Genomic DNA, 25,034 nt, shown 5'->3' with positions numbered 1-25,034 from the left:
CCCCTCTCAGCCCAGCTCCCGCAGCGGCAGGCGCCGCAGCTCGATCGACTCGTACGGCCCGGCCTCGCCCGTCTCGTACAGCACGCCCACGGTCTCCTCGTCCACCAGCACCAGGTCCGAGTACGCCGCCGGCCGCCCGGACAGCGTCGCCACCTTCCGGTAGGTGCGGCCCCCGTCGTCACTGCGCCACACCGCCATGGCCTCGCGCGCCTCGGGGTTCGACGGGCCCGAGAAGAACACCGCGTCGCCGACCGCCAGCACGCTCCCCTGCACCACCGGCACGTCCGCGAGCGTCGGCTGCGGCGCGTACGGCGCGTCCAGCGTCTCGCCGCCGTCGCTGGAGTAGGCGTCCATGCGCCCGCCGGGGGCCGTGCCGTTCTGGTCGCGGCAGGTGAAGTAGAGCCGCCCGTCGGGCAGTTCGGCCGCTATCGACTCGTTGGCGTTGACCTCCCCGTCGTAGTCGCCGTCGACGAAGCCGGTCCGCCAGTTCGCCCCGCCGTCGTCGCTCAGCAGCGCGTGCCCGCCGTAGTACCTGTCCTCCTCTCCCGTGTCGGCCGAGCCCTCCTCCGGCCGCGTCGAGTGGTTGGCGGGCACCACCAGCCGCCCGGCGTGCGGCCCGCGCGTCAGCGCCACCGCGTGGCCCGGGCCCGTGGCGTACCAGCGCCAGCCGGCCGGCTTCACCGCCTCGGTGATCTCGCGCGGCGGGGAGAAGCTCAGCCCGCTGTCCTCGCTGGTCTGCACGAAGACGCGCCGGGACTGCTCGGGGGGCACCTCGCCGCGCATGATCTCGCCCTCCTCCGCCGTGCCGCCGTTGAAGCAGGTGACCAGCACCAGGCGGCCGGTGGCCGGGTCGACGACGGGCGCCGGGTTCCCCCGGGTGTCGCCGCGGCCCGAGGCGACCAGGGTGATCGGGCCCCAGCTCAGCCCGCCGTCGGTGGAGCGCCGCACCACCACGTCGATGTCTCCCGTGTCGGCCGAGCCGCCCACCCGGGCCTCGGCGAAGGCCAGCAGCGTGCCCTCGGGCGTGGTGACGGCGGCGGGGATCCGGAAGGTGTCGTACCCGCCCTCGCCCGAGACATAGGGCACGGAGAACGACGGCGCGGAGGTCGGTGACGACGGCGAAGACATGACGCGGCTCCCTTGGCGCGAACGAGGCCTTGATGACAAGGCGTTGACGACAGGCGTTGACGACAGGCGTTGGAACGGAGGCGTTGCGTCCGGACGTAGGAGGTGGGATGTCTGGACGGACGATAGGGCCCCGCCCGAGGGCCCACAAGACGGTCACCTCCCGGCTCAGACCACGGCGGCCACCGCCTCCGGGATCGGCGTCTCGCCGCCCACCAGCTCCAGCGTCAGGCCCGCCGTGCGCGGCTCGTCCAGCAGCGCCAGCAGCACCGCCGCCACGTCGTCCCGCGAGACCGCCCCCCGCCCGATCGTCTCGACCGGGCCCAGCCGCACCCGCCCCGTGCCCGGCTCGTCCGTCAGCCGCCCCGGCCGAAGGACCGTCAGGTCCAGACCGGACCGGCCGCGCAGCTCCGCGTCGGCCGCACCCTTGGCCCGCAGGTACGCGGCGAAGACCGGATCGGTGCCCGGCGGCGGCTCCCCGTCCACGCCGATGGCCGAGACGACGAGGAAACGCCGCACCCCGGCCCGCTCCGCCGCGTCCGCGAAGAGCACCGCCGCCGCCCGGTCCACGGTCTCCTTGCGCGCCGCGCCGCTGCCGGGCCCCGCGCCCGCCGCGAAGACGGCGGCGTCCGCGCCCCGCAGGTGCCGCGCCACCTCCTCCGCCCCGGCCGACTCCAGGTCGCAGACGACCGGCTCGGCGCCCGCTCCCAGCAGGGCGCCGGCCTGCCCGGGCCTGCGAATGAGCCCGGCGACCTGGTCGCCGCGCCCCGCCAGCAGCCGCTCGAGCCGCCGGGCGATCTTTCCGTGTCCTCCAGCGATGACGATGCGCATGTCCCCGACCGTACGCCCGGCCACTGACAGTCGCGGTGAATCCACGTTAGGTGAACTCGCCGGTGGCCTGCCGGGGCAGCGCCGCCGACGCGGCGGCCGGCGTCCCGCCGTACTCCCGCACCGCGCTCGTCCGCGACACGATCCGCCCCCCGTGGATCACCACGCGGCTGTAGGCGAGCGAGAGCGCCCCCGCCAGGCCCTGCCCGCGCACCGCCAGCAACTCGGCCGGGAACCCCGCCTCGACGCGCACCTCGGGCAGGCCGAGCGCCGCCCTGGCCCCGGCGCTGACGGCCCGGTAGGCGTCGTGCGGCGCGAGCCCGCCGAGCGAGGCGAGCAGGTAGGCGGCCTCCAGCGGGTCGCCGCGCCCCACCGGGTTGGCGGCGTCCAGCAACGCCCCGCTGCCCGCCGCCACCCGTACCCCTGCGGCGTCCAGCAGCCGCACCAGCGAGCCGGTCCCGGACGCGCCGTCACCGGAGCCGCCCCCGCACCGCCCCTGCGGCAGGCACACCACGGTGACCCCCGCGGCGGCGAGCCGGTCCGCGGCGCGGGCCGCGGCCTGAGGCGCCAGCCGCGCCAGCCCCGCGCACGGCCCGATGGTGACCGCCGAGCGGCAGGCGGCGACCGCCGAGGCCAGGCGCGCCAGCCGGGCCGGGTCCGCCGCGTCCGTGTGCAGGTCCAGGGCACACCCCTGCTCGTCGGCGATCCGCAGCAGTACCTCCACGAACCCGGCCGGGTCGGGGTCGAGATCGGGCGCGCCGCCCAGCGCGCCCGCGCCCATCTTCGCCGCCTCCGTCAGCAGTGCCCGGTCGTCCGCGCCGCCCCGCCCGGTCAGCAGCCGGGGCACGGCCACGGTGGTGATCCCGGCCAGCCCTCCCAGCGCCCGCCCCGCCTCCAGCGCCGCCTCCAGCGCGGCCAGCCCGTGGACGTCGCCGACGCGGACGTGGGTGCGCTGGGCGGTGGCCCCGTGCCCGAGCTGGATCAGGGCCGCCTCCGTCACGCGGCGCCGCAGCTCACCCGGCGAGAAGTCCGGCGCCCCGGTGGCGCCGCCGGTCAGCGCGGTGTCGTGGTGCGCGTGGGGCTCGGCGGGCGCCGGCAGCAGCAGATAGCCGCTCAGGTCCAGCCGCGTAACGCCTGGCGAGACGCCTGGCGTAAGGCCTGGCGTGACGCCCGCGGCCGTGCCCGCCAGGCTCCCCGGCGTCCCCACGGCCTCGATGCGTCCGCCGCTGATCCGGACGTCGACGGTGCGGCCGTCGGCGAGCCGGGCCCCGCTGAGGACGAGGGCGGTGGCGTCGGCGGCCAGGCTGCGGTCAGGCACGAGGCGAGCGTACGGGGCGTGTGGGGCACTGGTGGCGAAGGGGAAAATAGTCGTACCGCCGGCGACGGCCGCGTCGCGCCTCGTCCCGTATGGCGTTGTTGGGGCGGCCCTTATGGATTTCTCCTTCGCCGCCCGAGCGTGTAATCTCTTCAGCGCTCGCCCCAATAGCTCAGTCGGCAGAGCGTCTCCATGGTAAGGAGAAGGTCAACGGTTCGATTCCGTTTTGGGGCTCTGGGGTGCGAACCACCTCATGGCGGCGTAGCTCAGTCGGTAGAGCAAACGGCTCATAATCGTTGTGTCACCGGTTCGAGTCCGGTCGCCGCTACGCCAAGTAGCCGATTGCGGGGTCCGCCCTGACGATCGGCTACTCTTTCTGCGTCCACCCCCGTCCATATAAGCCGTCCGCCGAGGAGCGCTCCGTGGCTGCCACCGACGTCCGACCGAAGATCACGCTGGCCTGCGTGGACTGCAAGGAGCGCAACTACATCACCAAGAAGAACCGGCGCAACGACCCGGACCGTCTGGAGATGAAGAAGCACTGCCCGCGCTGCAACGCGCACACGGTGCACCGCGAGACGCGCTGACCGGGCAGGCGAACGCCGATGGCGCTCGATGAGTCCTTCGTCGGCCGCACGTACCCGGCCGACGAGCCCTACGAGGTGGGGCGGGAGAAGATCCGCGAGTTCGCCTCGGCGATCGGCGACGACAACCCCGCCTACACCGATCCGGACGCGGCCAAGCAGCTCGGGCACCCGGACGTGATCGCCCCGCCCACCTTCGTCTTCGCCGTCAGCTACGGCGCCGTCCAGCGGCACGTCCTGACCGACGAGGAGCTGGGCCTGGACTACGACCGGGTGGTGCACGGAGACCAGAAGTTCGCCTACTCCCGCCCGGTGCGGGCGGGCGACCGGCTGCTGGTGACCACCACGATCGAGTCGATCAGGTCCATCTCGGGCAACGAGATCCTCGGCATCCGCGGTGAGGTGCACGACGCCTCCGGCGAGCACGTCGTGACCGCCCTCACCAAGCTGGTGGTCCGCGCGAAGGACGACGAGGACGACGAGAGCAACGCGGGGGAGGAGACGGCGTGACGGCGCGCATCGCGTACGCCGACGTGGAGGCCGGCGCCGAGCTGCCGGCCCGGACGTTCCCGGTGAACCGGGCGACCCTCGTGCGTTACGCCGGGGCCTCGGGCGACTTCAACCCCATCCACTGGAACGAGCGCTTCGCCCGCGAGGTCGGCCTGCCCGACGTCATCGCGCACGGCATGTTCACCATGGCCGAGGCCGCGCGGGTCGTCACGGACTGGACCGGCGACCCCGGCGCGGTCGTCGAGTACGGGGTGCGCTTCACCAAGCCCGTCGTCGTCCCGGACGACGACGCGGGCGCGCTCATCGAGGTGACGGGCAAGGTCACCGCCAAGCTGGACGACGACGCCCGCACCGTCCGGGTGGACCTCACCGCCCGCAGCGCGGGCGAGAAGGTGCTCGGCGCCGCACGCGCGGTCGTACGCCTCGCCTGACGGGTGACAGAGGGCCGGGGACGCCGACGAGACCGGCGGGATCGGCAGGATCCGGGATTGACGTAGTTAGTGATTGGGCACTAACTTTCTTCTCATGGCACGAGAGAGCGCCCGGATGAGCGCGGAGGAGCGGCGCGAGAGCGTGTTGCGCGCCGCCATCACCGAGTTCGCCCGCGGCGGGTACGCCGGCACCTCCACCGCCGCCATCGCGCGCCGCGTGGGGGTCTCGCAGCCGTACCTCTTCCGGCTCTTCCCCGACAAGCGGGCGATCTTCCTGGCGGCGGCCCGGCGCTGCACCGAGGAGGTCCGGCGGGGCTTCGAGAGCGCGGCCGAGGGGCTCGACCCCCAGGGGGCGTACGAGGCCATGTGCCGGGCGTATACGGACCTGATAGCCGACCGCGACCGGCTGATGCTCCAGATGCAGATGTGCGTCGCGGTGCACGTCGCGGAGGAGGCCGGGGACCGGGAGTTCGGGGAGGAGATCCGCGAGGCCTGGGCCGGCATGTGGGACTCCGTCCGCCTGATGCTCGGCGCCGACGAGGGGCTGGTCGGGTCCTTCTTCGGCAACGGCATGTTCATCAACACCGCCCTGGCGCTCGGCTTCCCCGAGGGCCACCGGGTCTGGACCACCTGCGACATCTTCAACATGGACGACGGCAAGGGCGGCTGACCGGCCGCGTTCCCCTCCCCTCGCCACCCCTCTCCACCCCTCTCCACCCCTCTCCACCGTTCCCCTCCGCTTCACTTCGCTCCGCTTCGGCGCACTCGTGTGTCGCCGAAAGTTATTGACCAATCACTAGTTTCGAGAATGAAGGCACAGAGGCCATGAAGGCAAACGCCATGCCAGACCAGGAACCATCACCGAGCACCAGCCGGCGCGCCCTCGCCGTGTGGACCATCGTCGTCACCGGCGTCGCCAGCTTCATGGCCGCCCTGGACAACCTCGTCGTCACCACCGCGCTGCCCGTCATCCGCGACGACCTCGGCGGCAGCCTCACCGACCTCGAATGGGTGGTCAACGGCTACACCCTGCCGTTCGCCTGCCTCCTGCTCCTCGCCGCCGCCGTCGGTGACCGCTTCGGCCGCCGCCGCGTCTTCATCCTCGGCATAGCCCTCTTCACCGTCGCCTCCGCCGTCGCCGCCCTGGCCGACACCACCGGCCAGCTCATCGCCGCCCGCGCCGCTCAGGGCGCCGGCGCCGCGATCCTCATGCCGCTCAGCCTCACCCTCATCTCCGCCGCCGTGCCCGCGGAACGCCGCGGCACCGCCTTCGGCATCTGGGGCGCGGTGCAGGGCCTGGCCGTGGCGGGCGGCCCTCTGGTCGGCGGCGTCATCACCGAGCACATCGCCTGGGAGTGGATCTTCTGGCTCAACGTCCCCCTCGGCATCGCCCTGCTGCCGCTGGCCCGCCTCCGCCTCGCCGAGAGCCGGGGCCCCAACAACCGCCTCGACCTCCCCGGCACCGTGCTCGCCAGCGGCGGCCTCTTCGGCCTCGTCTACTCCATCGTCCGGGGCGCCGAGCACGGCTGGACCTCCGGCCCGGTGCTCGCCGGCTTCGCGAGCGGCGGCGCGCTGCTGGTGGCGTTCGTCGCCTGGGAGCTGCGCACCGCCAACCCCATGCTGCCGATGCGCTTCTTCCGCTCCCGCGCCTTCAGCGCCATCAACGCCGCCAGCCTGCTGATGTTCGCCGGCATGTTCGGCTCGATCTTCCTGCTGACCCAGTTCCTGCAGCTCGTCCAGGGCTACGCCCCCACCGAGGCCGGGCTGCGGATGCTGCCGTGGACCGCCATGCCGATGGTGGTCGCCCCCCTCGCGGGCGCGCTCACCGACCGCATCGGCGGGCGCCCGATCGTCGCCACCGGCATGGTGCTGATGGCCATCGGCCTCGGCTGGCTGGCGTTGCTCAACGACCCCGGCGTCAGCTACCCCAGCCAGATCCCCGCCTTCGTGCTGTGCGGCACCGGCATGGCGATGTTCTTCGCGCCCAGCGGCGCCATGGTGATGGGCGCGGTGCACGAGTCCGAGCAGGGCATCGCCTCCGGCGTCAACAACGCCCTGCGCGAGGTCGGCGGCGCGCTCGGCGTGGCCGTGCTCGCCTCCGTGTTCTCCGCGCAGGGTGGCTACGAGACGCCGCAGGCGTTCAGCGACGGGCTCGTGCCCGCGCTCTGGGTCGGCGTGGCGGCGCTGCTGCTGGCCGCGGTGGCCACGCTGGTCGCGCCACGGCGCGGCCGCGCCCGGCCCCGCACGCCTGGCGCCCCTCGTCCGAGCCGCGACAAGGTGCTGGTCCCGTGAGGCTGATTCGCCGATCCGCCCACCGGGACCTGGCCCCCCGGAACCCCGGGCGGGTGGGGCGGCGACGTGCGGGCCGTGGCCCCACCCACCCGGGGGCGCCCACCGGCTCGGCGGGTGGGGTAGCGGCGCCCGCCCGTATCCTGAGCGGGTGCAGGAGACCCGGAACGCCCCCCTCGCCCCGCTGACGACACTCCGCCTCGGCGGACCTGCCGCGCGGCTCCTGACCGCCGTCACCGACGACGAGGTCATCGCCGCCGTCCGCGAGGCCGACGACGCGGGCACCCCCCTCCTCCTCATCGGCGGCGGCAGCAACCTCGTCATCGCCGACACCGGATTCCCCGGCACCGTCGTCCGCATCGCCACCACCGGCTTCCGCCTCGACGGCACCCGCCTGGAGCTCGCCGCCGGCGAGGACTGGTCGGCCGCCGTCGCCCGCACCGTCGAGGCCGGGCTCGCCGGGATCGAGTGCCTGGCGGGAATCCCCGGCAGCGCGGGCGCCACCCCCATCCAGAACGTCGGCGCGTACGGCCAGGAGGTCTCCGCCACCGTCACCGAGGTCGTCGCCTACGACCGCGCCGCCCGCGCCACCGTCACCCTCCCCGCCGCCGACTGCGGCTTCGCCTACCGCCACAGCCGCTTCAAGGCCGACCCCGGCCGCTTCGTCGTCCTCCGCGTCCGCTTCGCCCTCGACGACGCGAAGGGCCTCTCCGCCCCCATCCGCTACGCCGAGGCCGCCCGCACGCTCGGCGTACGCCCCGGCGCGCGCGTGCCGCTGGCCGACGCCCGCGAGGCCGTGCTGAAGCTGCGCACCGGCAAGGGCATGGTGCTCGACCCCGAGGACCACGACACCTGGTCCGCCGGCTCCTTCTTCACCAACCCCCTCCTCACCTCCGCCGAGCACGCCGCCTTCCTCACCCGCGTCGCCGAACGCCTCGGCACCGACGCCGCCCCGCCCGCGTACCCGGCCGGCGAGCCCGGCGGCGAGGGACTGGTGAAGACCTCCGCCGCCTGGCTCATCGACCACGCGGGCTTCCCCAAGGGCTACGGCACCGGCCCGGCCCGCATCTCCGGCAAGCACACCCTCGCCCTCACCAACCGGGGGAGCGCCACCACCGCCGACCTCCTCGCGCTGGCCCGCGAGGTCCGCGACGGCGTGCGGGCGGCGTTCGGCATCACCCTCGTCAACGAGCCGGTGACCGTCGGCGTCAGCCTCTAGGACCCGAGCCAGCCGTCGATCTCCACCAGCAGCTTCTCCCGCACCTCGGCCGGCGCCGCGCTCGCCCGCACCGACTGCCGCGCCAGCTCCGCCAGCTCCGCGTCCGTGAAGCCGTGGTGCAGCCGCGCGATCTCGTACTGCGCCGCCAGCCGCGCCCCGAACAGCAGCGGATCGTCCGCCCCCAGCGCCATCGGCACCCCCGCCTCCCACAGCGCGCGCAGCGGCACGTCGGCGTACTCCTGGTAGACGCCGAGCGCCACGTTCGACGCCGGGCAGACCTCGCAGGTCACCCCCGCCTCGGCCAGCCGGGCCAGCAGCCGGGGGTCCTCGGCCGCCCGCACCCCGTGGCCGATCCGTGCCGCCCGCAGATCGTCCAGGCAGTCCCGCACGCTGGCCGCCCCCGCCAGCTCTCCGCCGTGCGGGGCGGCCAGCAGCCCGCCGTCCCGGGCGATGGCGAAGGCCCGGTCGAAGTCGCGCGCCAGGCCCCGCCGCTCGTCGTTCGACAGCCCGAAGCCGACGACCCCCCGGTCCCGGTAGCGCACGGCCAGCCGGGCCAGGGTGCGGGCGTCCAGCTGGTGCTTGGTGCGGTTGGCCGCCACCAGCACCCGCATCCCGAGCCCCGTCTCGCGGGCCGTGGTCTCCACGGCGTCGAGGATGATCTCCAACGCCGGGATCAGCCCGCCGAGACGGGGCGCGTACGAGGTCGGATCGACCTGGATCTCCAGCCAGCGCGAGCCGTCCCGCAGATCCTCCTCGGCCGCCTCCCGCACCAGCCGCTGGATGTCCTCAGGGGCGCGCAGGCAGGAGCGGGCGATGTCGTACAGCCGCTGGAAGCGGAACCAGCCGCGCTCGTCCGTGGCGCGCAGCCGGGGTGGGCCGCCGCCGCTGAGCGCCTCCGGAAGGTGCACCCCGTACCTGTCCGCCAGCTCCAGGAGCGTGCCCGGCCGCATCGAGCCGGTGAAGTGCAGGTGGAGGTGGGCCTTGGGCAGCAGCCGGATGTCGCGAGCGCTTTCCACACGTTCCATCCGAGGATGGTGCCCCACCGGCCCAGAGGGCGGGAAATCAGCCCTTTGCCTCCGCTGTCTCCGCTGTCTCCGCCAGCAGCTTCTGCATCCGCGAGACGCCCTCGACGAGGTCCTCGTCGCCCAGCGCGTAGGACAGCCGCAGGTAGCCCGGAGTGCCGAACGCCTCGCCCGGCACCACCGCCACCTCGGACTCCTCCAGCAGCAGCCCGGCCAGCTCCAGGCTGCTCTCCGGGCGCCTGCCGCGGATCTCACGGCCCAGCAGCCCGCGCACCGACGGGTAGGCGTAGAAGGCACCCTGCGGCTCAGGACACGTCACGCCGTCGATGTCGTTCAGCATCCTGACGATCGTCTCGCGCCGCCGGTCGAACGCCCGCCGCATCCGAGCCACCGCCTCCAGGTCGCCGGAGACCGCGGCGAGCGCGGCGGCCTGCGAGACGTTGGCGACGTTGGAGGTGGCGTGCGACTGGAGGTTGGCCGCGGCCTTCACCACGTCCTTCGGGCCGATCAGCCACCCCACGCGCCAGCCGGTCATGGCGTACGTCTTCGCCACGCCGTTGACCACCACGCAGCGCTCGGCGAGCTCGGGCACGGCCACGGGCATCGAGGTGAAGCGCGCCTCGCCGTAGACCAGGTGCTCGTAGATCTCGTCGGTCAGCACCCACAGGCCGTGCTCGGCGGCCCAGCGGCCGATCGCCTCCACCTGCTCGCGCGGGTAGACCGCGCCCGTGGGGTTCGAGGGGGAGACGAAGAGCAGCACCTTCGTGCGGGCGGTGCGGGCCGCCTCCAACTGCTCGACGCTGGCCAGGTACCCGGTGGTCTCGTCGGTCACCACGTCCACCGGGACGCCGCCCGCCAGGCGGATCGACTCCGGGTAGGTCGTCCAGTAGGGGGCGGGCACCAGCACCTCGTCGCCCGGGTCGAGCAGCGCCGCGAACGCCTCGTAGATCGCCTGCTTGCCGCCGTTGGTGACCAGCACCTGCGACGCCTCGACCTCGTAGCCGGAGTCGCGCAGCGTCTTGGCGGCGATGGCCTCGCGCAGCTCGGGCAGCCCGCCCGCCGGCGTGTACCGGTGGTAGCGGGGCTCGCGGCAGGCCGCCACCGCCGCCTCGACGATGTAGTCGGGCGTCGGGAAGTCGGGTTCGCCCGCGCCGAAGCCGATCACCGGGCGCCCGGCGGCCTTGAGGGCCTTGGCCTTGGCGTCCACGGCGAGGGTGGCGGACTCCGCGATGGCGCCGACCCGGGCCGAGACCCGGCGCGTGGGCGGGGGTGCTTGTGGAGAAGTCGCGTGCTCGCTCATGGGGGCATCATCACAGACGGCCGTCGGCCATGGCACACGAGTTGTCGCGGTTACGCGATCGACGGACGACGCACCGACCACGTACACTCATGCCTCGTTGGTCCTCACCCACCGTCCTCGGGTAGGTTGAGGGCACGCCTAGGGTCGTAGCTCAATTGGTAGAGCACTGGTCTCCAAAACCAGCGGTTGGGGGTTCAAGTCCCTCCGGCCCTGCTGCACGCACAGCCGTCCGGGCGTGCCGGGCGGCTTATGACCATGACCGGGATCAGGTGAGGACGAGTGGCTGGGATCACGGACTCCGTAGAGACGCCGGAGCCCCGGGGAGAAAACGCCGGTCGCCGGGGCAGGCGCGCGAAGCGAGGACCACTGGGCAGGCTCGCCCTGTTCTACCGCCAGGTCGTCGCCGAGCTGCGGAAGGTCGTCTGGCCCACCAGGCGCCAGCTGTCGACCTACACCACGGCGGTGATCGTCTTCGTCGTCATCGTCATCTGTCTCCTGGTCGTGCTTGACTGGGGATTCAGCCGGGGCGTCGAGTGGATCTTCGGCTGATCACGTACCACCCCACCACCGGAAAGCCAGGAAGAAGCAGCTACCGTGTCTGAGCCGTCTGACCCGAACCTCAATGCCGTGCCCGCCCCCGAGGGCGAGGACACCGAGCGCGACATCGTCGAGGCAGCGGACACCGTTGACCAGGCAGAGGCTGCCGAGGCCGCGGCGGGCACGCCCGCCGAGGAGGCCGCGGTGACCGAGCCGGCCGCCGAAGCCGAAGAGGCCGAAGCAGCCGAGCAGGCTGCTGAAGAAGCCGAGGAAGCGGACGCCGAGGAAGCGGAAGCGGCGGAAGCGGCGGCGGAGCCGGTCGACCCGGTGGCCCAGCTCCGCGAGGAGCTGCGCACGCTGCCCGGCGAGTGGTACGTCGTGCACACGTACGCGGGGTACGAGAACCGCGTCAAGACCAACCTGGAGCAGCGAGCGGTCTCGCTCAACGTCGAGGACTACATCTTCCAGGTCGAGGTGCCGCAGGAGGAGGTCGTCCAGATCAAGAACGGCGACCGCCGCACCATCAAGCAGAACAAGCTCCCCAGCTACGTCCTGGTCCGCATGGACCTGACGAACGAGTCCTGGGGCGTGGTGCGCAACACCCCGGGCGTCACCGGATTCGTGGGGAACGCCTACGACCCGTATCCGCTGACCCTCGACGAGATCGTGAAGATGCTCGCCCCCGAGGCCGAGCAGAAGGCCGCCGCCGAGGCCGCGGAGGGCGGCGCCGCTGCCGCGGGCCGCAAGGTCGAGGTCCAGGTCCTCGACTTCGAGGTCGGCGACTCCGTCACCGTCACCGACGGCCCCTTCGCCACGCTCCAGGCGACGATCAACGAGATCAACCCCGACTCGAAGAAGGTCAAGGGCCTGGTCGAGATCTTCGGCCGGGAGACCCCGGTCGAGCTGAGCTTCGACCAGATCCAGAAGAACTAGCCGGTCCCGGGCCGAACCCAGCCGGGACCATCTTCCGGAATCCCGCCGGCCCCGGCCGGATTTTGGCCCCATCCCCGCACCCGCTACCGTGGTGCGGTATGCCTCCGTCCGGACGATGGCACGTCCCGGAGGCGTTCCTCTCGAACCACTCATGGCACTCACGAAGGACCCGGAGACAGCATGCCTCCCAAGAAGAAGGTCGCGGGGCTGATCAAGCTCCAGATCCAGGCCGGCGCGGCCAACCCGGCCCCGCCCGTCGGCCCGGCCCTGGGCCAGCACGGCGTCAACATCATGGAGTTCTGCAAGGCGTACAACGCCGCGACCGAGTCGCAGCGCGGCTGGGTCATCCCGGTGGAGATCACGGTCTACGAGGACCGCTCGTTCACCTTCATCACCAAGACGCCGCCGGCCGCCAAGATGATCCTCAAGGCCGCGGGCGTGGAGAAGGGCTCGGGCGAGCCGCACAAGACCAAGGTCGCCAGGATCACCCGCGCCCAGGTGCGCGAGATCGCCACCACCAAGATGCCCGACCTGAACGCCAACGACCTGGACGCCGCCGAGAAGATCATCGCCGGCACCGCCCGCTCCATGGGCGTCACCGTCGAGGACTGATCACCCCTCGACGACACACCTTCCACCGTGGCAGGGCCCGGCGCTGGCCCGGACCACGACTCCGACACCACTTCACACGGGAGCAGCAGTGAAGCGCAGCAAGAATCTCAGGAGCGCGGACGCCAAGGTCGACCGCACCCGCGTCTACGCCCCCCTGGAGGCCGTCCGCCTCGCCAAGGAGACCTCCGCCGCCAAGTTCGACGCGACCGTCGAGGTCGCCATGCGGCTGGGCGTCGACCCCCGCAAGGCCGACCAGATGGTCCGCGGCACGGTGAACCTGCCGCACGGCACCGGCAAGACCGCCCGGGTCCTGGTCTTCGCCACCGGTGACCGCGCCGCCGCCGCCGAGGCCGCGGGCGCCGACATCGTCGGCTCGGACGAGCTGATCGCCGAGGTGGCCGACGGCCGCCTCGACTTCGACGCCGTCGTCGCCACCCCCGACCTGATGGGCAAGGTCGGCCGCCTGGGCCGCGTGCTCGGCCCCCGCGGCCTGATGCCCAACCCCAAGACCGGCACCGTCACCCCGGACGTCGCCAAGGCCGTCACCGACATCAAGGGCGGCAAGATCGAGTTCCGGGTCGACAAGCACTCCAACCTCCACTTCGTGATCGGCAAGGTCTCCTTCGGCGAGCAGCAGCTCGTGGAGAACTACGCCGCCGCGCTGGACGAGGTGCTGCGGCTGAAGCCGTCGGCGGCCAAGGGCCGGTACCTGCGGAAGGCCACCATCACCACCACGATGGGCCCCGGCATCCCGGTCGACACCAACCGCACCCGCGACCTCCTCGCGGAGGAAGCCGCCGTCTGACGTCTCCGGCTCTCCGGCGTTCGCCTGTCCCCGTTCTGTCACAGAGCGGGGACAGGCGTTTTTGTTACCGGGGCAGCACGTTACGGTGACGTTGTCCGCAACGCGTCCTCATCCGCCCACAGTTCGGGGGAGTTCCTCATGCGTCCCTCTGTCAAGGCCGCCCTGACCGGCGCCACGATCGCGCTCCTGGCCACGGGAACGGCGGCGTGCAGCGGCTCGGACTCCGGCTCCGACGGGCGGAGCACGGGGAACGCCGACAGCGCCGACAGCGCCCAGAACGCCGGCGGCTTCGGCGGAGACGCCACCCAGGCCGTCCAGGCGCTCGTCACCGCCGCCGAGACGACCGAGGAGATAACCTCCGCCGACTTCGAGGCCGTGACCACCTCGCCCGGCTCGGGCGGCGAGGAGGTGGAGATGTCCGGCTCGCTCTCCTGGGGGGAGAGCCTGGCCATGGAGATCAGCATGAGCGGCGACCAGCTCCCGCTCGGCGGGGACGTGTCCGCCACGCCCGGCGAGGTGTCCGTGGTGTGGCTCGACGGCGTCATGTACATGGACATGGGCGCCGAGTTCGCCGCCGAGTTCGGCCGCGGCTGGATGCGGATGGACCTGATGGACATCGCCGAGCAGACCGGCGACGAGGCGCTGACCGGCGCCATGTCCCAGGGCCTGGACGAGACCAGCCAGGACCCGGCCCAGCAGATGGCGCTGCTCCTCGAATCGCCCGACATCGAGCTCGTCGGCGAGGAGACCCTGAACGGCGCGCCCGTCGACCACTACCAGGGCACCATCTCCATCGAGGACGCCCTGGCGTCCGGCGACGGCGGCGCGGACCTGCTCACCGAGCGGCAGCGCGAGGAGATCACCGAGAGCATGCGCGACCTGGGCACCGACTCCTACGACATCGACGTCTGGGTCGACGAGAACGACTTCCCGGTGCGCATCCGGCAGTCCTACGAGTCCGACCTCGGCCCGGTGGAGTCCGAGGTGACCTACAGCAACCTCGGCACCGAGGTCTCCGTGGCCGCCCCGCCCGCGGACGAGACCGTGGACTTCATGGACCTCCTCGGCCGGCTGGAGTCGGGCCTCGGGTCCGGGATGTAGCTGATTTGGCTAACGCCAGGCCGTTCGCGTAGTCTCCTTCCGAAGCCGAAGACCGCTGGTTGCCGGCGTGTGCTCCCTCCCGGGGGGCGTGCGACGGCCGAAGGATCCGCCGAGGGCGGGCGACCCGCGCAGGTGACATGGAAGACGAGGGCCCCCTCGGGGGTTCCACGCCCTGTGCGCCTGCGCCAGGGCGTTTCGTTTGTCCGGCCCCTTCCGTGCGGTCCGCATCAACCGGAAACACCCGGAACCGGAAGGAGGGCACAGGTATGGCGAGTCCCGACAAGGTCGCGGCCGTCGCGGAGATCAAGGAGAAGTTCGAGAACTCCTCCGCGGCCCTCGTCACCGCGTACACCGGCCTCACCGTGGCACAGCTCAAGGAGCTGCGCCGCTCGCTCGGTGAGAACGCCCAGTACCGCGTGGCGAAGAACACGCTGACCAAGATCGCCGCCAACGAGGCCGGGGTCACCGGGCTCGACGAGTTCTTCACGGGCTCGACGGCCGTCGCCTTCGTCACCGGTGACCCGGTGGAGGCGGCGAAGGGTCTGCGCGACTTCTCCAAGGACAACCCCGCCCTGGTGATCAAGGGCGGCGTCCTGGACGGCAAGTCGCTGACCGCCGACGAGATCGTGAAGCTCGCGGACCTGGAGTCTCGCGAGGTGCTGCTGGCCAAGCTGGCCGGCGGCATGAAGGCGTCCATGGCCAAGGCCGCGGCGACCTTCCAGGCCCCGCTGTCGCAGTTCGCCCGCACCGCCGACGCGCTGCGCGAGAAGGTCGAGCAGCAGGGCGGTGGCGCGGCGGCCGAGTGAGGCTGCTCACAGCGCCAGCCGATCCCGGCGCCGTGCGCACCGGATCACCCAGACCATCCCAGCCCACCAAGACCAAGTGGAAGGACCGCCACCATGGCGAAGCTGAGCCAGGACGAGCTGCTGGAGCAGTTCGGCGAGATGAGCCTCATCGAGCTGTCGGAGTTCGTGAAGGCCTTTGAGGAGAAGTTCGACGTCAAGGCCGCCGCCCCGGCCGCCGTGGCCGTCGCCGCTCCGGGCGCCCCGGGTGCCGCCGCCGAGGCGGAGCCCGAGAAGGACGAGTTCGACGTCGTCCTCACCGGCGCCGGCGACAAGAAGATCCAGGTCATCAAGGTTGTGCGCGAGCTGACCTCCCTCGGCCTGAAGGAGGCCAAGGACCTGGTGGACAACACGCCGAAGCCGGTCCTGGAGAAGGTCAACAAGGAGGCCGCCGACCAGGCCAAGGAGAAGCTGGAGGCCGTCGGCGCCGGCGTCGAGGTCAAGTGATCCGGGCGGGTGCCCAGCAGGGCCCTGCCTGATGCCTACCGGGGGCGATCACCCAGTCGGGTGGTCGCCCCCGTCGCCGTGGCGACCGCCTCCGCGCGCCGAGGGGGCCGGGGGTATGGTGATCTCCGTCGGCCGTCGCCACCCTCACGGGGTCCCGGAGACGGGGCCTTGACGAACCGCGGCGGGCGCGCGATTCTCAGGTCGTCTCAGATGACCGTCGGGCGGTCGTCGGACGCCGCTCGCCAGATCGATCCATGATCCGAGGCATGGATTCGCGGCGAAGCGGGAAGTGATGCGGCAGACGGGTCCGCGCCCGGTACCGAGGCGGCTGGGAGCGGAGCGCGCGAACACCGAGGGTGGCTCCTCGATGATTGATAGCGGCATTGGACATCAGTGGGTCTCATGGCTACACTGACCCTTTGCGCTGCCTATTAGCTGTCCCCTGCCCGTCACCCAGGGGGGCCGGTATGCGCGCAGAGAGTCCGAGCCCTCGGAAGGACCCCCTCTTGGCCGCCTCGCGCAACGCCTCGACCAGTATCAACAACGGCACCAGCACCGCACCACTGCGTGTCTCCTTTGCGAAGATCAAAGAGCCCCTTGAGGTTCCGAACCTCCTTGCGCTGCAAACTGAGAGCTTTGACTGGCTTCTCGGCAATGACGCCTGGAAGGCCCGCGTCGAGGCAGCGCTGGAGAGTGGACACGACGTGCCCAGGACGTCGGGTCTGGAGGAGATCTTCGAGGAGATCTCCCCGATCGAGGACTTCTCCGGCTCCATGTCGCTCACCTTCCGTGACCACCGTTTCGAGCCGCCGAAGAACTCGATCGACGAGTGCAAGGAGCGCGACTTCACCTACGCCGCGCCGCTCTTCGTGACCGCCGAGTTCACCAACAACGAGACCGGCGAGATCAAGTCCCAGACGGTCTTCATGGGCGACTTCCCGCTCATGACCGACAAGGGCACCTTCGTGATCAACGGCACCGAGCGCGTCGTGGTCTCGCAGCTCGTGCGCTCGCCGGGCGTCTACTTCGACAGCACCATCGACAAGACCTCCGACAAGGACCTGTTCTCCGCCAAGATCATCCCGTCCCGGGGCGCCTGGCTCGAGATGGAGATCGACAAGCGGGACATGGTCGGCGTCCGCATCGACCGCAAGCGCAAGCAGTCCGTCACCGTGCTGCTCAAGGCGCTGGGCTGGACCTCCGACCAGATCCTCGAGGAGTTCGGCGACTACGAGTCCATGCGCGCCACCCTGGAGAAGGACCACACCCAGGGGCAGGACGACGCGCTGCTCGACATCTACCGCAAGCTCCGGCCCGGCGAGCCGCCGACCCGCGAGGCCGCGCAGACGCTGCTGGAGAACCTGTACTTCAACCCCAAGCGGTACGACCTGGCCAAGGTCGGCCGTTACAAGATCAACAAGAAGCTGGGCGGGGACGAGCCCCTCGACGCGGGCGTGCTCACCGTCGAGGACATCGTCGCCACCATCAAGTACCTGGTGAAGCTGCACGCCGGCGAGACCGAGACCACCGTCGGGGGCGGCCGGACGATCGTGGTCGAGACGGACGACATCGACCACTTCGGCAACCGCCGCCTGCGCAACGTCGGCGAGCTCATCCAGAACCAGGTCCGCACCGGCCTGGCCCGCATGGAGCGCGTCGTCCGCGAGCGCATGACCACGCAGGACGTCGAGGCGATCACGCCGCAGACCCTGATCAACATCCGCCCGGTGGTGGCGTCGATCAAGGAGTTCTTCGGCACCAGCCAGCTGTCCCAGTTCATGGACCAGACCAACCCGCTCTCCGGGCTCACCCACAAGCGCCGCCTGAACGCGCTGGGCCCCGGCGGCCTCAGCCGCGAGCGGGCCGGCCTCGAGGTCCGTGACGTGCACCCCTCGCACTACGGCCGGATGTGCCCGATCGAGACCCCCGAGGGCCCGAACATCGGCCTGATCGGCTCGCTCGCCGCCTTCGGCCGGCTCAACGCCTTCGGCTTCGTCGAGACCCCGTACCGCAAGGTCGAGAACGGCATCGTCACCGACGAGGTGCACTACCTCACGGCCGACGAGGAGGACCGGTACGTCATCGCGCAGGCGAACGCCAGGCTGACGGACGACTACCGCTTCGCCGAGCCCCGGGTGCTGGTCCGCCGCCGTGGCGGCGAGGTGGACTACGTGTCGGGCACCGAGGTCGACTACATGGACGTCTCGCCGCGCCAGATGGTGTCGGTGGCCACGGCCATGATCCCGTTCCTGGAGCACGACGACGCCAACCGCGCGCTCATGGGCTCGAACATGATGCGCCAGGCGGTGCCGCTGATCCAGGCCGAGGCGCCGCTGGTCGGCACCGGCATGGAGTACCGCTGCGCCGTGGACGCCGGGGACGTGATCAAGGCCGAGCAGGACGGCGTGATCACCGACGTCTCCGCCGACTACGTCTCCATGCAGCACGACGACGGCACCCACGTCACCTACCGGCTGGCGAAGTTCCACCGCTCCAACCAGGGCACCTCCTACAACCAGAAGGTGGTCGTCGAGGAGGGCCAGCGGGTGCAGGCCGGCGAGGTCATCGCCGACGGCCCCTCGACCGACCGCGGCGAGATGGCCCTCGGCAAGAACCTGCTGGTGGCGTTCATGCCGTGGGAGGGCTACAACTACGAGGACGCGATCATCCTCTCCCAGCGCCTGGTCCAGGACGACGTCCTCTCCTCGATCCACATCGAGGAGCACGAGGTCGACGCCCGCGACACCAAGCTGGGCCCGGAGGAGATCACCCGCGACATCCCGAACGTCTCCGAGGAGGTCCTGGCCGACCTCGACGACCGCGGCATCATCCGCATCGGCGCCGAGGTCGAGGCCGGCGACATCCTGGTCGGCAAGGTCACCCCGAAGGGCGAGACCGAGCTGACCCCGGAGGAGCGGCTGCTGCGCGCGATCTTCGGCGAGAAGGCCCGCGAGGTCCGCGACACCTCCCTCAAGGTGCCGCACGGCGAGACCGGCAAGGTCATCGGCGTCCGCGTCTTCGACCGCGAGGAGGGCGACGAGCTGCCGCCCGGCGTCAACCAGCTGGTCCGCGTCTACGTGGCGCAGAAGCGCAAGATCACCGACGGCGACAAGCTGGCCGGGCGCCACGGCAACAAGGGCGTCATCTCCAAGATCCTGCCCGTGGAGGACATGCCGTTCATGGAGGACGGCACCCCGGTGGACATCATCCTGAACCCGCTGGGCGTCCCCTCCCGGATGAACCCCGGACAGGTCCTGGAGATCCACCTGGGCTGGCTCGCCTCCCAGGGCTGGACGATCGACGGCGACGACGCGGAGTGGAAGGAGCGGCTGCGCTCCATCGGCGCCGACGACGTCGCAGCCCGCACCAACGTCGCCACGCCGGTCTTCGACGGCGCCCGCGAGGACGAGATGGCCGGTCTCTTCGAGTCCACCATCCCCAACCGCGACGGCGACCGGCTCGTCCTGCCCTCGGGCAAGGCGCGCCTGTTCGACGGCCGCTCCGGCGAGCCGTTCCCCGACCCGATCTCCGTCGGGTACATGTACATCCTCAAGCTCCACCACCTGGTCGACGACAAGCTGCACGCCCGCTCGACCGGCCCGTACTCCATGATCACCCAGCAGCCGCTGGGCGGTAAGGCGCAGTTCGGCGGCCAGCGCTTCGGCGAGATGGAGGTGTGGGCGCTGGAGGCGTACGGCGCCGCCTACGCCCTGCAGGAGCTGCTGACCATCAAGTCCGACGACGTCACCGGCCGCGTGAAGGTCTACGAGGCGATCGTCAAGGGCGAGAACATCCCGGAGCCCGGCATTCCGGAGTCCTTCAAGGTGCTCATCAAGGAAATGCAGTCGCTCTGCCTCAATGTGGAGGTGCTGTCCAGTGACGGTATGTCCATCGAGATGCGTGACACCGACGAGGACGTCTTCCGCGCCGCGGAAGAGCTCGGCATCGACCTGTCCCGGCGCGAGCCGAGCAGCGTCGAAGAGGTCTGACGGGTCTGGCCGGAGGCGGCACCAGCCTCCCCCGGCCTTCCCCGCGGGACCCCGACAGACCATTGACTGACACGACCCTGAGAGGGATTGACGAGAGTGCTCGACGTCAACTTCTTCGACGAGCTGCGGATTGGCCTGGCCACGGCTGACGACATCCGGCAGTGGTCCCACGGCGAGGTCAAGAAGCCGGAGACCATCAACTACCGCACCCTCAAGCCCGAGAAGGACGGACTCTTCTGCGAGAAGATCTTCGGCCCGACGAGGGACTGGGAGTGCTACTGCGGCAAGTACAAGCGCGTCCGCTTCAAGGGCATCATCTGTGAGCGCTGCGGCGTCGAGGTGACCCGCGCCAAGGTGCGCCGTGAGCGGATGGGCCACATTGAGCTGGCCGCGCCCGTCACCCACATCTGGTACTTCAAGGGCGTCCCCTCGCGCCTTGGCTACCTGCTGGACCTGGCGCCCAAGGACCTGGAGAAGGTCATCTACTTCGCCGCGTACATGATCACGTACGTGGACGAGGAACGCCGCACCCGCGACCTGCCGTCGCTGGAGGCCCACATCTCCGTGGAGCGCCAGCAGATCGAGCAGCGCCGGGACGCCGACCTGGAGGCCCGCGCCAAGAAGCAGGAGGCCGACCTGGCCGAGCTCGAGGCCGAGGGCGCCAAGGCCGACGTACGCCGCAAGGTGCGCGAGGGCGCCGAGCGGGAGATGAAGCAGATCCGCGACCGGGCCCAGCGCGAGCTGGACCGCCTGGAAGAGGTCTGGAACCGCTTCAAGAACCTCAAGGTCCAGGACCTGGAGGGCGACGAGCTGCTCTACCGCGAGCTGCGCGACCGCTTCGGCACCTACTTCGACGGATCGATGGGCGCCGCCGCGCTGCAGAAGCGGCTGGAGAACTTCGACCTGGACGAGGAGGCCGCCCGGCTGCGGGAGATCATCCGCACCGGCAAGGGCCAGAAGAAGACCCGCGCCCTGAAGCGGCTGAAGGTGGTGTCTGCGTTCCTGCAGACCTCCAACAGCCCCAAGGGCATGGTGCTCGACTGCGTCCCGGTGATCCCGCCGGACCTGCGCCCCATGGTGCAGCTGGACGGTGGCCGCTTCGCCACCTCCGACCTGAACGACCTGTACCGCCGCGTCATCAACCGCAACAACCGCCTGAAGCGACTGCTCGACCTCGGCGCGCCCGAGATCATCGTGAACAACGAGAAGCGGATGCTCCAGGAGGCCGTGGACGCGCTCTTCGACAACGGCCGCCGGGGCCGCCCGGTGACCGGGCCCGGCAACCGGCCGCTGAAGTCGCTGTCCGACATGCTCAAGGGCAAGCAGGGCCGCTTCCGCCAGAACCTGCTGGGCAAGCGGGTGGACTACTCGGCCCGCTCGGTGATCGTCGTCGGCCCGCAGCTCAAGCTGCACCAGTGCGGCCTGCCCAAGGCGATGGCGCTCGAGCTGTTCAAGCCCTTCGTGATGAAGCGCCTGGTCGACCTGAACCACGCGCAGAACATCAAGTCCGCCAAGCGGATGGTCGAACGCCAGCGCACCGTCGTGTACGACGTGCTGGAGGAGGTCATCGCGGAGCACCCCGTGCTGCTCAACCGGGCGCCGACGCTGCACCGCCTCGGCATCCAGGCGTTCGAGCCGCAGCTGGTGGAGGGCAAGGCCATCCAGATCCACCCGCTGGTGTGCACGGCGTTCAACGCCGACTTCGACGGCGACCAGATGGCGGTGCACCTGCCGCTGTCGGCGGAGGCCCAGGCCGAGGCCCGCATCCTGATGCTGTCCTCGAACAACATCCTCAAGCCCGCCGACGGCCGGCCCGTCACCATGCCCACCCAGGACATGGTGCTGGGGCTGTTCTTCCTCACCACCGACGAGGAGGAGCGCGAGGTCAAGGGCGAGGGACGGTCGTTCTCCTCGACCGCCGAGGCGATCATGGCGTTCGACGCCGGGGAGCTGTCGATCCAGGCCAAGATCGACATCCGCTTCCCGGTCGGCTCGGTCCCGCCGCGCGGCTGGACCCCGCCGGAGCCCGAGGAGGGCGCCGCCGAGTACCAGCCCGGTGACACCTTCCGGCTGCGCACCACGCTGGGCCGGGCGCTGTTCAACGAGCTGCTCCCGGAGGACTACCCCTTCGTCGACCAGACCGTGGGCAAGCGGCAGCTCTCCCAGATCGTCAACGACCTGGCCGAGCGCTACCCCAAGGTCATCGTCGCCGCCACGCTGGACAACCTGAAGGCGTCGGGCTACTTCTGGGCCACCCGCTCCGGCGTCACCATCGCTGTCTCCGACATCGTGGTGCCCGACGCGAAGCGGGACATCCTCGCCGCCTACGAGGCGCAGGACGAGAAGGTCCAGAAGCAGTACGAGCGCGGCCTGATCACCAAGGACGAGCGGACCCAGGAGCTGATCGCCGTCTGGACGAAGGCGACCAACGAGGTCGCCGAGACCATGAGCGAGAACTTCCCGAAGACCAACCCCATCTTCATGATGGTGGACTCGGGAGCCCGCGGAAACATGATGCAGATGCGTCAGATCGCGGGTATGCGCGGCCTGGTGTCCAACGCCAAGAACGAGACCATCCCGCGGCCGATCAAGGCGTCGTTCCGCGAGGGCCTCACGGTGCTGGAGTACTTCATCTCCACGCACGGCGCCCGCAAGGGCCTGGCCGACACCGCCCTGCGGACCGCCGACTCCGGGTACCTCACCCGGCGTCTGGTGGACGTCTCCCAGGACGTGATCATCCGCGAGGAGAACTGCGGCACCGACCGCGGCCTGAAGCTGGAGATCGCGGCCAAGGGCGCGGACGGCGTGCTGCGCAAGGCGGAGAACGTCGAGTCCAGCGTCTACGCCCGCTGCCTGGCCGAGGACGTGGTGGTCGACGGCAAGGTGCTGGCCCCGGCCGGCACCGACCTCGGCGACGTGCTCATCGACGAGCTGGTCCTCCACGGCGTGGAGACGGTCAAGACCCGCTCGGTCCTCACCTGCGAGTCGGCGGTCGGCACCTGCGCCATGTGCTACGGGCGTTCGCTGGCCACGGGCAAGCTGGTGGACATCGGCGAGGCGGTCGGCATCATCGCCGCCCAGTCGATCGGCGAGCCCGGCACCCAGCTGACGATGCGCACCTTCCACACCGGTGGTGTGGCCGGTGAGGACATCACGCAGGGTCTGCCGCGCGTGGTCGAGCTCTTCGAGGCCCGTACGCCCAAGGGCGTGGCGCCGATCTCGGAGTCCTCGGGCCGGGTGCGGATCGAGGAGACCGAGAAGACGAAGAAGGTCGTCGTCACGCCGGACGACGGCTCCGACGAGACCTCCTACGCCGTCTCCAAGCGGTCCCGCCTGCTGGTGACCGAGGGCGACCACGTCACCGTCGGCCAGCCGCTGACGGTCGGCGCGGCCAACCCGCACGACGTGCTGCGCATCCTCGGACAGCGCGCCGTGCAGGTCTACCTGGTCAACGAGGTCCAGAAGGTCTACAACTCGCAGGGCGTGTCGATCCACGACAAGCACATCGAGATCATCGTCCGGCAGATGCTGCGCCGGGTGACGATCATCGAGTCCGGCGACGCGGAGCTGCTGCCGGGCGAGCTGGTGGAGCGCTCGAAGTTCGAGACGGAGAACCGGCGCGTGGTGGCCGAGGGCGGCCACCCGGCGTCCGGCCGTCCGCAGCTGATGGGCATCACCAAGGCCTCGCTGGCCACGGAGTCGTGGCTGTCGGCGGCGTCCTTCCAGGAGACGACGCGGGTGCTCACCGACGCGGCGATCAACGCCAAGTCGGACTCGCTGATCGGCCTCAAGGAGAACGTGATCATCGGCAAGCTCATCCCGGCCGGCACGGGCCTGTCCCGGTACCGGAACATCCGGGTCGAGCCGACCGAGGAGGCGAAGGCCGCGATGTACTCGACCGTCGGCTACGACGACATCGACTACTCGCCCTTCGGCACGGGCTCCGGCCAGGCGGTGCCCCTGGAGGACTACGACTACGGTCCCTACCAGGGCTGACGCCCGGGAAACCCACGGCGGCCGCCGCGTCCCTCCGGGGAGCGGCGGCCGCCGGCTTTCGGGGCACTCAGCACTTACTAGCGGATGTCGGCGCCGAGCTCGTCCGGGGCCCGCCCGGAGGCCAGGTACTCGGGCATGGCGTCCTGCCGCATCGCGTCCCACAGGGGCGCCGCCGCGTTCTCGTCCAGCAGGACCACCGACTGGCCGTCGATGTAGTCCGTGCCCGTCACCGGGGCGTTCATGAAGTGGACGTCGGAGGAGCGGATGCCGCGCATGTCCCACAGCAGGCCGCGCAGGTCGCCGTTGCTGAGCTGGTCGTCGACGCTGATCACGTCGCCGACCGTGTTGAGCAGGCCGTTGAGCCGTCCGGGGTTGGCCAGCGTGCCGGCGCTGAGGGTCCGGGTCATCAGCGCCCGCAGGAACGCCTGCTGGCGGCGGGCGCGGTCGAAGTCACCGCCCGGCAGCGACTTCCGCTCCCGGACGTACTCCAGGGCCTGCGCGCCGTCCATGTGCCGGCCGTCCAGGTCAACGCCGCCGACCGTGTCGGTCAGCTCGCGGAACCCGGACCAGTCCATGACGGCGAGGTGGTCGACGCGGATGCCGGTGAGGTTCTGGACCGTCTCCACCATCAGCGGCGGGCCGCCCCAGGAGTAGGCGGCGTTCAGCTTGGCGTCGCCGTGACCGGGGATGTCCACCCACGTGTCGCGGGGGATGGAGACCAGGGAGGCCGTCTCGCGGTCCCCGGAGACCTGCAGCAGCATCATCGTGTCGCTGCGCGCGGCGCCCGCCTGCCACGCGGGGCCGGGCTCGGGCGTGAAGTCGGCGTCGAGGCCGACGAGGAGGTAGACCTGGGCCTCGCCCGCGACGCGCGGCGGCTGCTGGCCCTCGGGCAGCGTGGGCAGGGCGTCCGGGATGCGTTCGATGGAGTCCAGCGCCTGCTCGGTGCGCCAGTAGAGCCAGCCGGCGCCGGTGAGCAGCAGGACGAGGAGCCCGGCGAAGGAGGCGAGCAGGACGCGAGGCCACCGCCGGCGGCGCGGCGGCGGCGTGCCGCCACCGGACTCGTCGGACTCGTCGGCCTCGGCCGCGTCGGCTTCGCCTTCGGCGGCCCGGGAACCGCCCCCGGCCCCGGAAGCGGAAGGGGTGGGCGGG

General features: G+C 71.2%; 21 protein-coding genes and 3 tRNA genes. 18 read left to right on the top strand and 6 right to left on the bottom strand.

Going from position 1 to position 25,034, the window contains the following annotated elements:
- Positions 1-6: 6 nt before the first annotated feature.
- From ACTWQH_RS25865 to ACTWQH_RS25855, 3 genes are all read right to left on the bottom strand, one after another.
- Positions 7-1,128 carry a sialidase family protein gene (locus tag ACTWQH_RS25865; protein WP_443289150.1) on the bottom strand — a complete coding sequence of 374 codons (1,122 nt, stop codon included), beginning with the start codon at positions 1,126-1,128 and terminating at the stop codon, positions 7-9.
- Positions 1,129-1,293: 165 nt separating this feature from the next.
- The gene (locus ACTWQH_RS25860) at positions 1,294-1,956 is read right to left on the bottom strand and encodes an NAD(P)H-binding protein (protein ID WP_443289149.1); all 663 of its coding nucleotides are present in this window, start codon (positions 1,954-1,956) and stop codon (positions 1,294-1,296) included.
- Between the two features lie 46 nt (positions 1,957-2,002).
- Complete coding sequence (locus tag ACTWQH_RS25855) at positions 2,003-3,271, bottom strand: hydrolase (RefSeq protein ID WP_443289148.1); 1,269 nt, start codon at positions 3,269-3,271, stop codon at positions 2,003-2,005.
- A 158-nt stretch (positions 3,272-3,429) separates the two neighbouring features.
- Between ACTWQH_RS25855 and ACTWQH_RS25850 the strand changes: the two genes are divergently transcribed.
- From ACTWQH_RS25850 to ACTWQH_RS25815, 8 genes are all read left to right on the top strand, one after another.
- Positions 3,430-3,502 (top strand) — tRNA-Thr (locus ACTWQH_RS25850).
- 21 nt (positions 3,503-3,523) lie between these two features.
- Positions 3,524-3,596, top strand: a tRNA-Met gene (locus ACTWQH_RS25845).
- A gap of 94 nt (positions 3,597-3,690) precedes the next feature.
- A complete protein-coding gene (gene rpmG / locus ACTWQH_RS25840; protein WP_443289147.1) occupies positions 3,691-3,855 on the top strand; it encodes a 50S ribosomal protein L33 in 165 nt (54 codons plus the stop codon).
- Positions 3,856-3,873: 18 nt separating this feature from the next.
- A complete protein-coding gene (locus ACTWQH_RS25835; protein ID WP_443289146.1) occupies positions 3,874-4,362 on the top strand; it encodes an FAS1-like dehydratase domain-containing protein in 489 nt (162 codons plus the stop codon).
- Positions 4,359-4,793: a MaoC family dehydratase gene (locus ACTWQH_RS25830; protein ID WP_443289145.1), complete on the top strand. Its 435-nt coding sequence runs from the start codon at positions 4,359-4,361 to the stop codon at positions 4,791-4,793. Before ACTWQH_RS25835 ends, ACTWQH_RS25830 begins: the two co-directional genes overlap by 4 nt.
- A 115-nt stretch (positions 4,794-4,908) precedes the next feature.
- A complete protein-coding gene (locus ACTWQH_RS25825; RefSeq protein WP_443289179.1) occupies positions 4,909-5,463 on the top strand; it encodes a TetR/AcrR family transcriptional regulator in 555 nt (184 codons plus the stop codon).
- A 170-nt stretch (positions 5,464-5,633) separates the two neighbouring features.
- Positions 5,634-7,085 (top strand): MFS transporter, encoded by a 1,452-nt coding sequence (locus tag ACTWQH_RS25820; protein WP_443289144.1) that lies wholly within the window; start codon positions 5,634-5,636, stop codon positions 7,083-7,085.
- Between the two features lie 148 nt (positions 7,086-7,233).
- Positions 7,234-8,301 carry a UDP-N-acetylmuramate dehydrogenase gene (locus ACTWQH_RS25815; protein ID WP_443289143.1) on the top strand — a complete coding sequence of 356 codons (1,068 nt, stop codon included), beginning with the start codon at positions 7,234-7,236 and terminating at the stop codon, positions 8,299-8,301.
- Here ACTWQH_RS25815 and ACTWQH_RS25810 read toward each other — a convergent pair.
- Together ACTWQH_RS25810 and ACTWQH_RS25805 are read right to left on the bottom strand one after the other, a co-directional pair.
- On the bottom strand, positions 8,298-9,326 hold the full coding sequence (locus ACTWQH_RS25810) for an adenosine deaminase (RefSeq protein WP_443289142.1): 1,029 nt from the start codon (positions 9,324-9,326) through the stop codon (positions 8,298-8,300). The two genes, ACTWQH_RS25815 and ACTWQH_RS25810, sit on opposite strands and share 4 nt — an antisense overlap.
- Positions 9,327-9,363: 37 nt before the next feature.
- On the bottom strand, positions 9,364-10,623 hold the full coding sequence (locus ACTWQH_RS25805) for a pyridoxal phosphate-dependent aminotransferase (RefSeq protein ID WP_443289141.1): 1,260 nt from the start codon (positions 10,621-10,623) through the stop codon (positions 9,364-9,366).
- Positions 10,624-10,763: 140 nt separating this feature from the next.
- Here ACTWQH_RS25805 and ACTWQH_RS25800 point away from each other — a divergent pair.
- The 10 genes from ACTWQH_RS25800 to ACTWQH_RS25755 all read left to right on the top strand — a co-directional run bounded on the left by ACTWQH_RS25800 (position 10,764) and on the right by ACTWQH_RS25755 (position 23,885).
- Positions 10,764-10,836 (top strand) — tRNA-Trp (locus ACTWQH_RS25800).
- 66 nt (positions 10,837-10,902) lie between these two features.
- A complete protein-coding gene (secE, locus tag ACTWQH_RS25795) occupies positions 10,903-11,172 on the top strand; it encodes a preprotein translocase subunit SecE (RefSeq protein WP_443289140.1) in 270 nt (89 codons plus the stop codon).
- 45 nt (positions 11,173-11,217) lie between these two features.
- Positions 11,218-12,093, top strand: coding sequence for a transcription termination/antitermination protein NusG (nusG, locus tag ACTWQH_RS25790; protein ID WP_443289139.1), 876 nt, complete (start codon positions 11,218-11,220; stop codon positions 12,091-12,093).
- 180 nt (positions 12,094-12,273) lie between these two features.
- Positions 12,274-12,705: a 50S ribosomal protein L11 gene (gene rplK, locus ACTWQH_RS25785; protein ID WP_443289138.1), complete on the top strand. Its 432-nt coding sequence runs from the start codon at positions 12,274-12,276 to the stop codon at positions 12,703-12,705.
- Between the two features lie 88 nt (positions 12,706-12,793).
- Entirely contained in the window at positions 12,794-13,510 is a 717-nt protein-coding gene (gene rplA / locus ACTWQH_RS25780) for a 50S ribosomal protein L1 (RefSeq protein ID WP_443289137.1), read from the top strand.
- A 138-nt stretch (positions 13,511-13,648) separates the two neighbouring features.
- The gene (locus tag ACTWQH_RS25775) at positions 13,649-14,611 is read left to right on the top strand and encodes a hypothetical protein (protein ID WP_443289136.1); all 963 of its coding nucleotides are present in this window, start codon (positions 13,649-13,651) and stop codon (positions 14,609-14,611) included.
- Between the two features lie 266 nt (positions 14,612-14,877).
- The gene (gene rplJ, locus ACTWQH_RS25770) at positions 14,878-15,417 is read left to right on the top strand and encodes a 50S ribosomal protein L10 (protein WP_443289135.1); all 540 of its coding nucleotides are present in this window, start codon (positions 14,878-14,880) and stop codon (positions 15,415-15,417) included.
- Positions 15,418-15,510: 93 nt separating this feature from the next.
- Positions 15,511-15,900 carry a 50S ribosomal protein L7/L12 gene (gene rplL / locus ACTWQH_RS25765; protein ID WP_443289134.1) on the top strand — a complete coding sequence of 130 codons (390 nt, stop codon included), beginning with the start codon at positions 15,511-15,513 and terminating at the stop codon, positions 15,898-15,900.
- 506 nt (positions 15,901-16,406) lie between these two features.
- Positions 16,407-19,889 (top strand): DNA-directed RNA polymerase subunit beta, encoded by a 3,483-nt coding sequence (gene rpoB / locus ACTWQH_RS25760; protein ID WP_443289133.1) that lies wholly within the window; start codon positions 16,407-16,409, stop codon positions 19,887-19,889.
- A gap of 96 nt (positions 19,890-19,985) precedes the next feature.
- Positions 19,986-23,885, top strand: coding sequence for a DNA-directed RNA polymerase subunit beta' (locus tag ACTWQH_RS25755; protein WP_443289132.1), 3,900 nt, complete (start codon positions 19,986-19,988; stop codon positions 23,883-23,885).
- Positions 23,886-23,962: 77 nt separating this feature from the next.
- Here the strand turns inward: ACTWQH_RS25755 and ACTWQH_RS25750 are convergent.
- Positions 23,963-25,034, bottom strand: a 1,072-nt coding sequence (locus tag ACTWQH_RS25750) for an LCP family protein (protein ID WP_443289131.1), incomplete at its 5' end; no start/stop codon positions are given.

This window comes from Streptomyces sp. 6N223 (assembly GCF_052246635.1).
Classification (GTDB): domain Bacteria; phylum Actinomycetota; class Actinomycetes; order Streptomycetales; family Streptomycetaceae; genus Streptomyces.
The sequence above is the reverse complement of the archived record's forward strand: the minus strand, read 5'-3'. Positions and strand labels throughout refer to the sequence as shown.